Annotated in this window: 12 protein-coding genes and 1 tRNA gene; 9 read left to right on the top strand and 4 right to left on the bottom strand. The window is 72.4% G+C overall.

Features of this window, described 5'->3' with window-relative positions; translation table 11 throughout:
- Positions 1-68 precede the first annotated feature (68 nt).
- The 3 genes from ACUKCB_RS13855 to ACUKCB_RS13845 all read right to left on the bottom strand — a co-directional run bounded on the left by ACUKCB_RS13855 (position 69) and on the right by ACUKCB_RS13845 (position 3096).
- Positions 69-290 carry a hypothetical protein gene (locus ACUKCB_RS13855; protein ID WP_473036021.1) on the bottom strand — a complete coding sequence of 74 codons (222 nt, stop codon included), beginning with the start codon at positions 288-290 and terminating at the stop codon, positions 69-71.
- Between the two features lie 78 nt (positions 291-368).
- On the bottom strand, positions 369-1913 hold the full coding sequence (locus ACUKCB_RS13850; RefSeq protein ID WP_473041004.1) for an endonuclease/exonuclease/phosphatase family protein: 1545 nt from the start codon (positions 1911-1913) through the stop codon (positions 369-371).
- 151 nt (positions 1914-2064) lie between these two features.
- On the bottom strand, positions 2065-3096 hold the full coding sequence (locus ACUKCB_RS13845; RefSeq protein WP_473036020.1) for a LacI family DNA-binding transcriptional regulator: 1032 nt from the start codon (positions 3094-3096) through the stop codon (positions 2065-2067).
- A gap of 154 nt (positions 3097-3250) precedes the next feature.
- Here ACUKCB_RS13845 and ACUKCB_RS13840 point away from each other — a divergent pair, with 154 nt between their 5' ends.
- The 9 genes from ACUKCB_RS13840 to ACUKCB_RS13800 all read left to right on the top strand — a co-directional run bounded on the left by ACUKCB_RS13840 (position 3251) and on the right by ACUKCB_RS13800 (position 13286).
- Positions 3251-4957 (top strand): HAD family hydrolase, encoded by a 1707-nt coding sequence (locus tag ACUKCB_RS13840; RefSeq protein ID WP_473036018.1) that lies wholly within the window; start codon positions 3251-3253, stop codon positions 4955-4957.
- An 89-nt stretch (positions 4958-5046) separates the two neighbouring features.
- Positions 5047-6003: a DUF8171 family membrane protein gene (locus ACUKCB_RS13835; RefSeq protein WP_473036016.1), complete on the top strand. Its 957-nt coding sequence runs from the start codon at positions 5047-5049 to the stop codon at positions 6001-6003.
- Positions 6000-7775: an ABC transporter ATP-binding protein gene (locus tag ACUKCB_RS13830; protein ID WP_473036015.1), complete on the top strand. Its 1776-nt coding sequence runs from the start codon at positions 6000-6002 to the stop codon at positions 7773-7775. The genes ACUKCB_RS13835 and ACUKCB_RS13830 overlap by 4 nt, the downstream gene beginning before the upstream one ends.
- A complete protein-coding gene (locus ACUKCB_RS13825; RefSeq protein ID WP_473036014.1) occupies positions 7768-8598 on the top strand; it encodes an energy-coupling factor transporter transmembrane component T family protein in 831 nt (276 codons plus the stop codon). The genes ACUKCB_RS13830 and ACUKCB_RS13825 overlap by 8 nt, the downstream gene beginning before the upstream one ends.
- A 62-nt stretch (positions 8599-8660) precedes the next feature.
- Positions 8661-8733 (top strand) — tRNA-Ala (locus tag ACUKCB_RS13820).
- Positions 8734-8874: 141 nt separating this feature from the next.
- Entirely contained in the window at positions 8875-10134 is a 1260-nt protein-coding gene (gene glsA, locus ACUKCB_RS13815) for a glutaminase A (RefSeq protein WP_473036013.1), read from the top strand.
- 96 nt (positions 10135-10230) lie between these two features.
- The gene (locus ACUKCB_RS13810) at positions 10231-10581 is read left to right on the top strand and encodes an ArsR/SmtB family transcription factor (protein WP_473036012.1); all 351 of its coding nucleotides are present in this window, start codon (positions 10231-10233) and stop codon (positions 10579-10581) included.
- Positions 10574-11047 carry an SRPBCC family protein gene (locus ACUKCB_RS13805; protein WP_473036011.1) on the top strand — a complete coding sequence of 158 codons (474 nt, stop codon included), beginning with the start codon at positions 10574-10576 and terminating at the stop codon, positions 11045-11047. Before ACUKCB_RS13810 ends, ACUKCB_RS13805 begins: the two co-directional genes overlap by 8 nt.
- A 94-nt stretch (positions 11048-11141) precedes the next feature.
- Entirely contained in the window at positions 11142-13286 is a 2145-nt protein-coding gene (locus ACUKCB_RS13800; protein ID WP_473036010.1) for an ATP-dependent DNA helicase, read from the top strand.
- A gap of 162 nt (positions 13287-13448) precedes the next feature.
- Here the strand turns inward: ACUKCB_RS13800 and ACUKCB_RS13795 are convergent, their stop codons facing one another.
- On the bottom strand, positions 13449-13973 hold the full coding sequence (locus tag ACUKCB_RS13795) for a DUF6315 family protein (RefSeq protein WP_473036009.1): 525 nt from the start codon (positions 13971-13973) through the stop codon (positions 13449-13451).
- Positions 13974-14207: the final 234 nt, after the last annotated feature.

Genomic DNA, 14207 nt, shown 5'->3' with positions numbered 1-14207 from the left:
CGGTCGGGCCGACCGCGGCAATCCCCGATCCGTCCGGGATCGCGGGCCGTGGCGCGATCCGGGACCCCTCAGTCCGACCGTTCCGGGCCGGACCGACCGTCGACGAAGGCCAGCAGTTCCGGGTCGTCGGAGGTCAACCGGTCCACCTCGGTGCCGCCGTCACAGGTGAGCATCGACACCGTCACCGTGGTGTCCGTGCGCGCCACCACCCGCCACAGCGCGCCGTGCTCCTCCCAACGCGACAGGGCGGCGACGTGCGGGTTCGACGGGTTCTCCTCGGACGTGCTCACAGCAGCCTCCCTCCCTCCGGGACGCCCAGGGTAGGGGAGGGCGGCGGCCCCCTCCGGGACCCGGAGGGGGCCGACGGCTCAGGACGGGAGCGAGTAGGAGGTCAGCACCGCCGCGTGGTCGGTGGTCCACTCGTTGTCCGCGTGCTCCGGGACCGGGGCGGGGTCCCCGACGACCAGGTCCTGCGAGTCCAGGACCCCGAGATCGCCCGCGTGGTAGACGAAGTCGATCCGGTCCTGCGGTTCCGCACGGCCGGTCGAACCCCCGTGGAACGGGTACAGCGGCGACCATGTGGTGCCCGGGTCGGCCACCGGGTCGGGGCGGGCCACCCGGTAGGAGTCCGTCAGCCCGGCCTCGGTCGGCAGCACCGAGGTGGGCCAGGGCACGTCGGCGTACCCGCAGTTCCTCTCCCGCGTCTCCTCGGTCCAGTCCAGGTGTGAGGGGGCGTTGAAGTCGCCCAGGAGCAGGACCGGGACCTCCCCGGCCGCGTCCAGCTGGTCGGACATCGCGTCGAGGGTGTCGGTGATCTGGGGGGTGCGGCCCGACTGGGCCTCCCGCGCCAGGACCTCCTCCACCCCCATCCCGTCGAAGCAGAAGTCATAGGGTCCGTACGGGGTGTAGCCCAGGTGCACGTTCCACAGGTTCACCTGTGACTCCTCGCCGTCGAGCGCGATCCGCACCCCGCCCGAGGCGTTGACCTCCCCGTACTCCTCCACGATCGGGTAACGGCTGATCACTCCGAGGCTGTTGGAACCCTGCCAGTGGTACCAGCCCAGGGCCTCGGCCAGCCGGGCGGCGTGTACGCCCTGCGTCTCCTGGAGGCCGACGACGTCGGCCCCGCTCTCCAGCAGGAACCGGACCTGCTTCTCGTGGTGGCCGTCGACCTGGGTGCCGCCGTGCCAGGTGTTGAGGCTCATCACACCGAGCTCGTCGACGAGCGGCTGGTCGTGGCGGCGTACCGGGACGGTCACGTCCAGGCGTGCCGTGGACCCGTCCGCCCCGGCGGCCTCGACCGTCACCCGGGCCGAGGAGTGGTCGGGGCGGGACACCCCGGGCGGGGTCTTGCGCTGGGCCGAGGCCCGCGGAGTACCCGAGAGGGTGCCGTCCGACGACACCTGGACCCAGTCGTCCCCGTCGACCTTGCCGAACTCCGTTCCCGGACCGCCGCCCGTGACCAGGCCGCTCAGGTCCGCCTCGTAGGGCTGGCCCTGGCGGGCGTTGTGCAGGGTGGCCTCCGGGACGGGGAAGGAGACCGGGCCCTGCGAGAACAGTTCCACCCCGATGGGCTCGGCCAGCCACCCGTAGCCGTCACGGGCCAGGTAGAAGGCGGTGTAGGAGCCGGGTTCCAGGGAGTCGGCGGACAGTCGCACGGTCCCCTCCGACTCGGGCGCGTACTCCCAGACCAGGGAGGGGGCGACGTACTCCTCGTCCACGGGGCCGCCCCCGGAGGCACGGTACAGGCCGACCCAGTTGGCGGGGTGCGGGTCGGGTGTGGAGTAGGCGAAGGTGAACTCCTCGCCGTCGGTCAGGGACAGGGTGCCCTGCGGGGTGGCGGAGACGGGGTGGGCGCCCAGTGCCAGCAGGAGGGCGGTGAGGACCGTCGGGATCAGGAAACGGACACGCATCCGGGGGAGGGCCTCTCGTTGCGGGGGACTGATGATCAACCACCATCCGGTACCCGGGAAACGGGCGTCCCCAACCTGCGGGGAGCACGGATCAAGAGGTGGTGAACAGTCCGGTGCGCCCCGGGGCTCCGGCGCGCGGGGGCGCCTCTCCTCAGCCCGTCGGCCCGGAGAGCGGCGCGGCCGTGGAGCCGCGGACGACCAGACTCGGGGTGAGCACCTCGTGGCGTTCCCCGGTGCGCCCGCCCATCCGCTCCAGCAGCAGTCCGGTGGCCAGCCGCCCCATCACCAGGCGCGGCTGGTCCACACTGGTCAGCCGGGGCCGCACGGTCTCCGCCAGTGACGTGTTGTCGTAACCCACCACCGAAACCCCCTCCGGGGCGGCCCGCCCCGCCTCGTGCGCCCGGTCCAGTACGGCCAGGGCGGCGAGGTCGTTGACGGCGAACACCGCCGTGTGCCCCTCGCCGAGCAGTGCGGCGGCGGCCCGTTCCCGGCCCCGGGCGGGGTCCCCGACCCCGTGCACGGCCGTCCGCCCGGCCAGTCCCAGGGCACGCATGGTCTCCCGGTACCCGGCCTCGCGGGCCCGCGAGGCCGGACGTCCGGTCCCCGCCAGGTGTGCGATCCGTTCGTGCCCCAGTTCTGCCAGGTGCCGCACGGCCGCCTCGGCCCCGGCCCGGTCGTCGTTGGCGACGGTGTCCACCCCCGGCGCGAAGGCCTCCGGACGTCCCACCATCACCACCGGCACCCGCCGCGCAGCGGCGGCCAGTACCTCCGGGTCCAGCCAGGAACTGACCACCACCACCCCGTCCACGTTCAACTGGAGCAGGGCGTCCAGCTGGCGGGTCAGCCGGGAGCGGTCCCGGCGCCCGTGCGCCAGCAGCACGGTGAACCCGCGCTCCTCGGCCGATTCCTCCACCCCCGACACGACCTCGGTGTGGTACGGGTTGGCCAGGTCGGTCAGGAGCACCCCCAACAGCATGGTGCGGCCCTGCACGAGCCCGCGCGCCAGCATGTTGGACCGGTAGCCGAGCCGCTCGGCGGCGGCGAGGATCCGCGCGCTGGTCGCCTCGCTCACCCCGTGTTCGCCGCGCAGGGCCAACGACACCAGGGACTTGGACACCCCGGCGGCGGCTGCCACGTCCACGATCGTCGGGCGCGGTGCGCGCCGTTCCTCTCCTTTTGTCACAGGTACATTCTGGCCCGGTCCGGGCAGTGGGGCACATCCGGATCTGGAACGTTCCAGGCGCGTTTCCCGAAGATCCACCCGGGGGTCGCCCGGAGTCCGGGGCACGTCTCTAACGTCACTGGTGAACACGGATCCCACCGGCAGGAGACACTCCTTGGACACGGCCCCGCTCCGGCACCGCCCCGACGCCCTCCTCCTGGACTTCGGCGGCGTCGTCTTCCAGACCCGCAAACGGCCCGAGGGGCGCTCGGACGTCACCCGCCACCTGCACGAGTTCCTGGCCCGCGCAGGCCACCGCGTCGACCCCGCCCTGCTGCGCGGCTCCCTGGACGCCGGCCTGGCCGCACTGAAGGACTGGAAGAACGCCGCGGGCCGCCGCCGCACCCCGACCGAACTCGACCACCGCACCATCTGGACGGACTTCCTCGCCTCCGACCTGGACGACCGAGCCCGGGAACTCCTCGCCGGCAGTGCCGCGGACCTCCTGGCCGACATGTCACCGCTGATCTCCGAGCACGAGGTCCGCCCCGGCGTCCGCGACCTCCTGGCCGCCGCGCAGACCCTCGGCGTGCGCGTCGGCATCGTCTCCAACGCCCACTCGGGGCGCTCCCACCGCCGGATCCTCCACGAGGCCGGGCTGGAGCACCGGTTCGGCGTGCAGGTCTACTCCGACGAGGTCGGTATCCGCAAGCCGCATCCCGAGATGATCGCCCTCGCCGCCCGTGCGCTCGGCACCGTGCCCGCTCGCTGCTGGTACGTGGGCGACACCCAGGACCGGGACGTCGTCGCCGGGCGCCGGGCCGGTGTCGGCGCCGTGGTCCTCACCCGCCACCACCACACCGACCACCCGCCCTACCCCGTCCGCGAGCACGCCGACGCGGTCCTGGACACCCCCGAGGGCCTGGTCACCCCGCTGCTGCACAGCCTCCCCGACGAGCCCGCGCACCGGGACGGCGCTCCCGCCGTCCCGGGCTCCGTACCCGCCCGGGCCGCCCGGCAGGCACCGGAAGCCGGGGAGCACGCCACTCCGTCCTCCGGCGACCCCGCCGGACCGGGGTCCGCGACCACCCGCCGGGTGCCCGGTGCGCTCCTCCTCGACCAGGGCGGCGTGATCGCGCGCTCCACCGCCACCCCCGACACCCAGCGCGACTTCGCCCGGAGCCTGGCGGCCCGCCTGGACCGCGTCGGGTACGCGGCCACCACCGACACCGTCCTCGCCCTCGTCCTGGCCGGCCGCGACCGCTACCGCGCCTGGAAGGCAACCCATCCCTCCGGCGGCCCGATCCCCGAGATCACCCCGCGCCGTTTCTGGTTCGACATGGTCGGCCGCGACCTGCCCGCCCGCGCCCGCTCCTTCCTGCTCGCCGAGTCGTCCGAACTCACCCTGGAGTACGCCCGCTCCAAGAGCCACGCCGTCATGCGCTCCGGGGTGCGTGAGGTCCTGGAGTTCTGCGCCGAACACGGCGTCCCCGTCGGGATCGTGTCCAACACCGTGTGCGGACGTGCCGTCCGGGAGGAACTCGACCGTTTCGGCATCCTGCACCTGGTCAGCGCCCACGTGTACTCCGACGAACTGGGGCTGCGCAAACCCGACCCCGCCACGGTCCGCGCCGCCACCACCGCCCTGGGCGTGGCCGCCGCGGACTGCTGGTTCGTCGGTGACAAACCCTGGCGCGACACGGCCGCGGCCCGACGCGCGGGGGTCGGGGTCCCGGTGATCGTCCGCGGAGGTTCCGCCGCCGACGACCAGATCAGCTCCGCCCAGGACGGCCCCGCCGAGCTGCGTCCCGCCCACGTCATCGACGAGATGGGCGAACTGCTCGGCCTGTGGACCGAAGCCCCCGTGCCCTCCGGCACCTGAACCCGGCCGGCCCGGCCATCGCACCGGCGCCGCCCGTCCCCGTTCCCCGACCGACCCTGTTTCCCCTCGTTCCGGCGAAAGGCATCCCCATGGCCGAGTCCTCCCGCCCCGCCACCCCGCCCACCCGCACCACCACACCCCGGCGCCACGGACCACCCGAACTCAACTCCGGTCAGAAGCTCATGGTCTTCGTCCTGTCGATGACCCTCTTCGGCCTCGCGAACATCGTCACCGAGGTCATCCCCGAAGTCCGGGTAGGACCGGTCGAGGTGGGAGTCTCCTACCTGGCCTTCGTCCCGGTCATCATGGTCGCCCTGTTCAACCCGCTCTACGCGGCCCTGGGCGCCCCGCTCGGTGAGATCGTCTTCGTCGACCTGCTGATGGGCGACTTCTCCGGCATCGGTGAACTGGAGGGCTACCTCCAGATGTTCCTGGGCCTGTACATCGCGGGCTGCCTGGTCCGCGACCCGCGCAGCCCGCGCCAGCTCTTCGCGGCGGGTGCGGTCGTCGTCATCGTCGACAAGATGCTCTCCGGGATCGTCGACATCGCCAAGGTGTCGGTGGGCGTGGAGGACGCCGAGTTCGTTCCGGGCCTGCCCCAGTCCATCCTGCTGCTGGAGGGCGTCGACTTCGTGGTCGCCCTGCTGGTCAGCGGAATCCTCTTCGGCGCCCTCCCAGCGATGGCCCTCGCCCCGCGCCTGTACGGAAAGATCGAACCCCTCCTCGGCCTGGCGCCGCGCGACCCCGGCCATCCGATCCCGCTCGCCCAACGCGGCACCGCCGCCTTCATGCTGCTCGCCCTCTTCCTCTCCTTCGTGTCGATGATCGCCGCGTTCACCTCGGAGATCTTCGACAACTTCGGGGTGTGGGAGCCGGACTTCATCGAGCAGCACGGCGACCGCTTCCTGTGGATCGGGGTGTCGGCGGCGCTCATCGTGTTCGTCGCCCTGGTCGCCGCAGTCCGGTTCGTGCTCGCCTCGCGGCGGGCCCGGGCCGCCCAGGGGTCGGACAGCCCGGACGCGCAGAACACGGGGGAGCGGCGGTGACCGGTAACGACAACACCCCGGCGATCGAGGTGTCGGGGCTCTCCTTCCGCTATCCGGGCGCCGACCGCGACTCGCTCACCGGGGTGGACCTGCGGATCGAACGCGGCGACTTCACCGCCGTGGTCGGCGGCAACGGCTCCGGCAAGACCACCCTGTGCAAGACCTTCAACGGGCTGGTCCCGCACTACTGGTCGGGGACCTTCGACGGGGCCGTCCGCGTGATGGGACACGACACCCGCGACCTGTCCGTGGGCGCCCTGTCCCACCTGGTCGGATACGTCTACCAGGATTTCGGCAACCAGCTGGTGCGCCCCACCGCCCGGGACGAGGTCTCCTTCGCCCCGGTCAACTTCGGCCTGGCCGACCACCGCGAACGCACCGATGAAGCCCTGGAGCTGCTCGGCGTCGCCCACCTCGCCGACCGGTTCACCTGGCAGCTGTCCGGCGGCCAGCAGCACCTGGTCGCCCTCGCCGCCATCATGGCCCTGCGTCCCGACGTGGTGGTCGTGGACGAACCCGTGGCCGAACTCGACCCCGTCCACGCGGACGGGATCTACGAGGCCCTCGCCGACCTCAACACCCGGCTCGGGACCACGGTCGTCGTCATCGAGCACCACGCCGAGTACGTCGCCCGTCACGCCCGCTCCGTCGTGCTGATGGCCGACGGGGCGACCGTGTGGCACCTGCCGGCCCGGGAGGCGATGGAGCGCGTCGCCGAACTCGAACGGCACGGCATCCCCGCGCCCCAGGTCGTCCGGGCCACCCGGAGCCTGGCGCCGTGGGCGCCGGTTCCGCTCACCGTTGAGGAGGCCGCCGGGCACCTGCGCGAGCACTTCTCCGACCCCGGCGGCTCGGCGTCCCCGGACCCGGGCGCAGACCCCGGGCCCTCGCCGCCCACCGCCCCGCCCGCAGCGGCGGGCCCTCCCGAGCCCCGTCGGGCCCCGGGGGAACCGGTCGCCGAGATGGTCGGGGTCCGGCACGGCTACCGGGAGGTCGGCGGCGGCCTCGCCGTCGTCCTGCACGGGTTGGACCTGACTCTGCGCGACGGTGAGCGCGTCGCCCTCGTGGGTGGCAACGGTGCGGGCAAGTCCACGCTGATGCGCCTGTTCACCGGCCTCAAGGTGCCCCGCGAGGGCACCGTCCGGGTGGGCGGCACCGACACCCGGACGGTGCGGCCGGCGGCCCTCGCCGACCGGGTCTGCTACCTCTACCAGCGCCCCGAACAGATGTTCCTCAAGGACAACGTGCGCGAGGACGTCGCCATGTTCCCCCGGGGCAGGGGCCGTTCCGACACCGACGCCCTGGTCGCCGACGTCCTGGACCGGGTCGATCTCACCGGCCTCGCCGACCGCGACGGCCGGCTCCTCTCCGGCGGCCAGCAGCGTCGGGCCACCCTCGCCATCGGTCTGGCCATGCGTCCCGCGCTGCTCCTGCTCGACGAACCCACCTCGAGCCTGGACACCGCCAGCCGCGACGCCGTCATCGCCATGCTCGACGCCCTCGCCGACACCATCCGCTGCACCGTGGTCGCCACCCACGACATGCACCTGGTCGCCGAGTGGGCCCACCGCGTCCTCGTCCTCGACCACGGGAGGATCATCGCCGACACGACACCCGCCGCGCTCTTCGCCGACCAGGCGCTGATGGCCTCCGTCGGTCTGGTCGCACCCCAGATCACCCGCCTCGGACTGAGCCTGGGACTGAACCCGCCGCCCCTGTCCGTCGGGGAGATGCTCGACCGGCACCGGACCACCGGGAGGATTCGTGCGTAAGGAACGAGACGGAATCTCCGTGGAGTGGGTCAAGCTCGAACTGCTCCGTACCGCCTACGCCACCCGGGGCGGGCTGCTGGCCGCCCGCGATCCGCGGTTCGTGATCGGCTGGTACCTGATCTTCGCGGTCGTGCCCTGGTTCACCCACAACATCACCGTGCTGGCCGCGCTGTTCACCGTCTGCGCCGCCGCAGTCTTCCTCAGCCGGGTCGGCCCGCTCGTCCTCGGCCTGTTCGTCATCGGGTTCGTCCTGGAGAGCCTCTACGTCCTGTTCGCCGCCTGGCTCTTCGGCGGCGACATGAGTACCGTCCTCGCCCTGGTCGTCCTCACCCTCAAGCTCGCCACCATCAGCCTCGCCAGCATGGCGGCCTTCGTGTCCCTGGACCCCGAGAAGCTCTCCGACGGCCTTCTCAGCATGCACGCCCCCGCCATGCTCAGTTTCGGCGTGAGCTACGGCTACCGGATGCTGCCCGTCCTGATGGAGGAGTTCCACACCGTCGTCGACGGCCACCGTCTGCGCTCCGCGCCCCTGGCCGCCAAGGGGTTCCTCGGCTGGCGCGTGGTCGTCCGCACCGCCACAACCCTGGTCCAGGCCTTCTACCCGCTCATGCTCAACACCGCCAAACGCACCCGCACCACCGTCGAGGCCCTGGAGACCAAGGGGTTCACCTACGCCGCCGAACACCCCGACGGCCGCCGCATCCGCCTCGCCCACCTGCGCGCAGACCACCGGGACGTGCTCCTCATCGCGGTGACGCTCCTGCTCGTCGCCGTCTCCTTCGCCCTCGGCCACGCCTACCCCCTCCAGGCGGGAGTGGGCTGAAACACCCTCCGACCCCGTACAACCCACTCCCCACCTCCGCTAGACTGGTGCCACAGCTTCACGGGGCTATGGCGCAGTTGGTAGCGCGCCTCCATGGCATGGAGGAGGTCTGGGGTTCGAATCCCCATAGCTCCACGGACTCAGGACGACCCTGCTCGGCGGATTTATCCGATCGGGCAGGGTCGTTCGTCGTTTCTGCCGAAGGGGTGGCCCCGACTCTCCCAGCCGCCGCGTGGCCAGGGCCGCGGCCGGACCCTCCCTTCCTAGACTGGGCGGATGGACCACGCCGCGAACGGACACCCGACCGACGGACCCGGGTCGGACGAGGTCCAGGAGGCGGACGAGGGCAGCCCCGTCAGCCGGGCTCTGGAGGGGATCCGCGAGGAGGTCGCCGCTCTGACCGGCGGGCGGGTGGCGGACTACATCCCCGAACTCGCGCACGCGGACCCGGACGCGTTCGGCATCGCCGCGGTCAGCGCCCACGGCCGCTCCTACTGTGTCGGCGACGCCGAGCACGCCTTCACGCTCCAGTCGATCTCCAAACCGTTCGTCTACGCGGTCGCGGTGGAGGAACTCGGTCTCGACGCGGTCCACGGACACGTCGGCGCCGAGCCCAGCGGGGAGCCGTTCAACGCGATCAGCCTCGACGAGCGCGGCCGCCCGGAGAACCCGATGATCAACGCGGGCGCCATCGTGACCACCTCCCTGGTCGGAGGGGCGGGAGGGCGGTTCGAGCACATCCGCTCCGTGCTCTCCGACTTCGCCGGGCGCCGGCTGTCGGTCGACGAGGACGTGTACCGCTCGGAGGCGGAGACCGGGCACCGCAACCGGGCCCTGGGCTACCTGAGTCTGGCCGGAGGGGTCCTCGTCGGGCCCGTGGAGGAGGCCGTCCAGGACTACTTCCGCCAGTGCGCCCTCAGCGTCACCGTGCGCGACCTGGCCGTCATGGCGGCCACCCTGTCGGTCGGCGGGGTCAACCCGGTGACCGGTCGCCGGGTCGTGTCCCAGCGGACCGCCCGGCACGCCCTGTCGGTCATGGCCAGTTGCGGCATGTACGACCGGGCGGGGGAGTGGGGTCTGCGCGTCGGGATCCCCGCCAAGAGCGGTGTCAGCGGCGGCATCCTCGCCGCGGCGCCGGGGGCGTTCGGCCTCGGGGTGTTCAGCCCGCCGCTGGACGAGGCGGGCAACAGCGTGCGCGGAGTGGCCGCCCTGGAACGGCTCTCCGACGACTACGACCTGCACATGCTCCGGACCCCCTCGGAGCCCCCGTCCCCGATGCACAGCGTGACCCGGGCCGGGGGCACGCTCGACGTCCGCCTGCGCGGCGAGATCGACTTCCTCGCCGCCGAGCAGGTGGTGTCCCGGCTGGCGGAGGCGATCGACGACGCACGGGTCACCTCCGTCAGCGTCGCCCTCGAACGCGTCTCCGGGCTCAGCGACGCGGCCCGGTCGCTGCTGGCGGCCGAACTCACCGAACTCGCCGACGCCGGGGTCGACGCCACGGTCAGCGACCCCCGCGGCGTACGCCGGGCCTGACCGTCACGGAAAGTCTCTCGCGCACCCCTTGACCCGGGGGTCCCACGGGCGCATAATCAACCTAACGGTTTATCAACTGGAAGGTTGAATGCACTGATGGCGAACGACCCGCTCAGCCTCACGTTCGCCGCACTGGCGGACCCGACCCGCCGGGAGATCCTCGCCCGGCTGGCCGAGGGCGAGGCGACCGTCAACACCCTGGCGGAACCGTTCGACATGAGCCTCCAGGCGATCTCCAAACACCTGAAGGTCCTGGAGCGGGCCGGACTCATCACCCGGGGGCGCGACGCCCAGTGGCGGCCCTGCCGCCTGGAGGCCGCCCCCCTGGAGGAGGTCGACCAGTGGGTGGACCGATACCGGGACCGGTGGGAGGAGCGCTTCGGCCGCCTCGACCGGGAACTGCGCAGGATCCAGAACAGCACCGAGGGAGAGAAGAACCATGAGTGACCTCCAGGTCGTCGCCGAACCCGGCCGCCAGGACATTCTCATCACCCGCACCTTCGACGCGCCGCGCGAGACGGTCTGGCGCGCGCTGACCGAGCCCGAGCTCGTGGCCCGCTGGTTCGGGCTGGACGAGACCACCACCGAGGTCGACCCGACCGAGGTCCGCACCGGCACCCCGTGGCGGGCCTCGGAGAAGACCCGGGACGGCGAGGTGTACACCTTCCACGGGGTCCACCACGACGTCCGGGCCCCGGAGCGGATGGTGCGCACCTTCGAGTTCGAGGGCCACCCCGGCCACGTCTCGCTGGAGACCCTCACCCTGGAGGAGGCCGACGGCCGTACCGAGTACCGCGTCGTGGCCCTCTTCCAGTCCGTCGAGGACCGGGACGGCATGGTCGCCTCCGGTATGGAGTCGGGCCTCGCGCAGTCCCTCGACAAGCTCGACGAGGTCCTGCGCTCCCTGCGCTGACCCCGGACGTCTCCGGTCCGGACCGCGCCTTTCGGGCCGGAGACCGCCTGTGGACGACGCCGAACCTGTCGTCGCGGCCCGGTACTGTCGACCCGTGGCAGATCTCCCCGACGTTCCCACCCTGCTCGGCGCGGCCGTCAAGGCCCTGGGCGGCAGCAGCCGAGAGGGCCAGCAGACCATGGCCGACGCCGTCTCCTCGGCGGTCGAACAACGCGAACACCTGGTGGTCCAGGCCGGTACCGGCACCGGTAAGTCCCTGGCGTACCTGGTGCCCGCGATCAGACACGCGATGGCGACCAGGACACCCGTGGTGGTCTCCACGGCCACCATCGCGCTGCAGAACCAGCTCATCGACCGCGACCTGCCGCGTCTGGCCGCCGCGCTCGCCCCGCTGCTGCCCCGCGAGCCCACGTTCGCGGTCCTCAAGGGGCGCCGCAACTACCTGTGCCGCAACCGGATGCAGACCGCGTCGGACGAGGAGGCGGAAGGCACCGAACTCTTCGACGCCCGCCAACTCTCCTCCCTCGGCCGCCAGGTCGCGCGCGTGCACGAATGGGCCGAGGACACCCTCACCGGTGACCGCGACGAACTCGTCCCCGGCGTCAGCGACCTGGCCTGGCGCCAGGTCTCCGTAGGCGGGAACGAGTGCATGGGCGCCCGCGTGTGCTCCTTCGGCCAGGAATGCTTCGCCGAGTTCGCCCGGGAGGCCACCACCGGCGTGGACGTGGTGGTCACCAACCACGCGATGCTCTCCATCGACATGTCGCAGGGCTACCACCTCCTGCCCGAGCACAACACGATCATGATCGACGAGGCCCACGAACTCGTCGACCGGGCCACCTCGGTGGCCACCGGAACCCTCACCGAGCGCGCCGTCACCGCCGCCGCCAAACGCGCCGCACGCCTGGTCGAACCGGGTGTCAGCGAACGGCTCAGCGAGTGCGCAGACGGACTGTCCCTGATGTTCACCGAGGTCCCGGAGGGCCGCCTCGACCAGATCGACGACGGCCTGGCGGGCGCGGTGGCCGCCACCAGGGACGCCGCGGCTGCCTGCGTCGCCGCCATCGGCCCCTCCCCGGGCGAACTCGACCCGGACACCGCCTCCGATCGCCGTCTGGCCCTGGCCGCGCTCGGCGAGGTCCGGGAGGCCGCCGAACGGGTCCTGGAGTCCTACGAGCCCCCGCTCCGCGACCGCACCGAGATCGTATGGCTCACCAAGGGCATGTCCAGGCCGCCGGCGCTCAACGTCGCCCCGCTCGGGGTGGGCGGGCTGTTGCGGGAGAAGCTCTTCGGTGACCGCACCGTCGTGCTCACCTCGGCCACCCTCACCCTGGGCGGCGACTTCACCGCCCTCGCCCGGCAGTGGGGGCTGGGCCGCGAGGCCGCCCAGGAAGCCGCGGACCGGGCTGCCCGAGCCGACGCGCCGGACACCGGCCCCGAACCCGTACCGGCCGCCGAGGACACCCGGGACGCGGCGCAGACCACAGGAGAGGGGTCGGCGGACGACGACGATGACGGCCCGCACCGTGCCGCCGGGGAACCGCGCTGGCGCGGACTGGACGTCGGCTCCCCCTTCGAGCACGGCCGCAGCGGCATCCTCTACGTCGCCCGGCACCTGCCCAAGCCCGGCCGCGACGGGCTCTCCGAGGAGTACCTCGCCGAGATCGCCGGGCTCATCGAGGCCTCCGACGGCCGCGCCCTCGGCCTGTTCTCCTCGATGCGGGCCGCCCAGCAGGCCGCCGACGAACTCCGTGAACGTCTGGACCAGCCCATCCTGTGCCAGGGCGAGGACTCCACCGGCCAACTGGTCCGCCGCTTCGCGGAGGAGGAACGGTCCTGCCTGTTCGGCACCCTGTCCCTGTGGCAGGGCGTCGATGTGCCCGGCCCCTCGCTCCAACTGGTCATCGTCGACCGCATCCCGTTCCCGCGCCCCGACGACCCGTTGGCCTCGGCCCGCCAACGCGCGGTCTCCGCCCACGGCGGCAACGGCTTCCTGGCGGTGTCGGCCACCCACGCCGCGCTGCTGCTCGCCCAGGGCACCGGACGCCTGCTGCGCTCCACCGAGGACCGCGGGGTGATCGCGGTCCTGGACCCGCGCCTGGCCACCGCCGGCTACGGCGGGTTCCTCAGAGCCTCCCTGCCCCCGTACTGGGGTACCGCCGACCCGGAGGTCGCCCGTTCCGCCCTGCGCCGCCTGGCCGAGAAGGCCGAGGCGGACCGGGGAGAGACCGCGGCCTGACCCGGGGCCCGGCGGTCCCGGCCCTGGTTCCGGCACGACGGCGGCCGACCACCCGTGGGGGTGTCCGGCCGCTGCCGTCGTTCCGTCCGGGCCGCGGCCCTGCGCCCCGTACCCGTGCGGTTCTCCTGTTGTTCCGGGGTGCTGCTCCGCACCCGTGCCGGCTCAGCCCTTGGTGCGGTACCCGAAGAGGCGGACCGCGTAGCCGGGGGAGTCGTCCTCCGGTTCCTGGATCTGCCAGCGGTCGTCGTGTTCGCCGACCAGCAGCTCGTTCCACATCATGTCGATGAGTTTTAGCCGGGACACCACCGAGGACTCGGGGTCCAGCACGATCGAGTAGGCGTGGTCGGTGAGCCGTTGGGTCACCATCCCCACGGACTGGCCGTCCCAGATCGCCGGGACGGAGGCGTGGCCGACCTCGACCCCGCACAACCGGAGCTGCTCCACCTCCTCGTCGAGTGCTTCGGCGGCCAGCGCGCCGTCGAGCTGGAGGGCGTCCTCCAGCTCGTCGCGTTCCTCGTCGGTCCGCAGGTAGGCGTGGTAGGTGCGGTAACCGCAGGTGCGGCACTTACGCCAGACCACGCAGCGGGCCAGCCCGTAGGCGGACTGCGCCTCGCCGACGCTCTGGTGGTCGCTCACCTCGCGAACCATGCCGCATTCGCAGCACAAGGCAGTGAGATCCTGCTTCATCGGAGTCCCCCCTCCCAGGTGAGTATGCGACGGATGGGGGTCGTTAGGGAACCCGTTCGGAGAGGAAGTCGCGGCAAGGACTCGTCATCAATGCCCAAAATGACCGAGCGACGGGTTTCGGACGTGCTCAGAGGGGGCGTCGGCGTGGCCGACCTCACCTCGGGCGGGGGCTCTCGGAGCTCTTCGGCGGCACTTCCCGCCGGGGCCCGGGAAGGGCTGTCCCACCGGGGACCG

The organism is Nocardiopsis moroccensis, assembly GCF_055763695.1.
The sequence above is the reverse complement of the archived record's forward strand: the minus strand, read 5'-3'. Positions and strand labels throughout refer to the sequence as shown.

Bases quoted from the DNA above. Each gene is read 5' to 3' on its own strand.
- ACUKCB_RS13850 (WP_473041004.1), bottom strand. From the start codon at position 1,913: ATGCGTGTCCGTTTCCTGATCCCGACGGTCCTCACCGCCCTCCTGCTG.
- ACUKCB_RS13835 (WP_473036016.1), top strand. From the start codon at position 5,047: ATGGCCGAGTCCTCCCGCCCCGCCACCCCGCCCACCCGCACCACCACA.
- glsA (WP_473036013.1), top strand. From the start codon at position 8,875: ATGGACCACGCCGCGAACGGACACCCGACCGACGGACCCGGGTCGGAC.
- ACUKCB_RS13810 (WP_473036012.1), top strand. From the start codon at position 10,231: ATGGCGAACGACCCGCTCAGCCTCACGTTCGCCGCACTGGCGGACCCG.
- ACUKCB_RS13805 (WP_473036011.1), top strand. From the start codon at position 10,574: ATGAGTGACCTCCAGGTCGTCGCCGAACCCGGCCGCCAGGACATTCTC.
- ACUKCB_RS13795 (WP_473036009.1), bottom strand. From the start codon at position 13,973: ATGAAGCAGGATCTCACTGCCTTGTGCTGCGAATGCGGCATGGTTCGC.